Genomic DNA, 238 nt, shown 5'->3' with positions numbered 1-238 from the left:
TCTCCGTAAAGGACATCGCCTGTACGCGCATCGCGTAAAGCGAAACCATACGGCGCATACTGGGCCCCTTCAAAAACCATAAATGATTCCAACCCTGGCCTGTCTGGATCAATATCGGCAACATGAAGGGCATCGCCATGGCCTAATCGTGCCATTTCACCTGGAGCTGCACTTTCGGGAGGCAATTCAGCAAACGAGCTATACAGGAGCGTCCCGTCATCGTCAATCGTTGCAGCAC

General features: G+C 52.9%; 1 protein-coding gene. It reads right to left on the bottom strand.

Going from position 1 to position 238, the window contains the following annotated elements; genetic code table 11:
• A partial coding sequence (locus tag CHH91_RS19040; protein ID WP_483372421.1) for a rhamnogalacturonan lyase family protein occupies positions 1-238 on the bottom strand: 238 nt, incomplete at both ends.

This window comes from Virgibacillus sp. 7505 (genome assembly GCF_002272135.1).
Taxonomy (GTDB): domain Bacteria; phylum Bacillota; class Bacilli; order Bacillales; family Amphibacillaceae; genus Terribacillus.
This window is presented reverse-complemented; position numbering and strand designations above follow the sequence as displayed.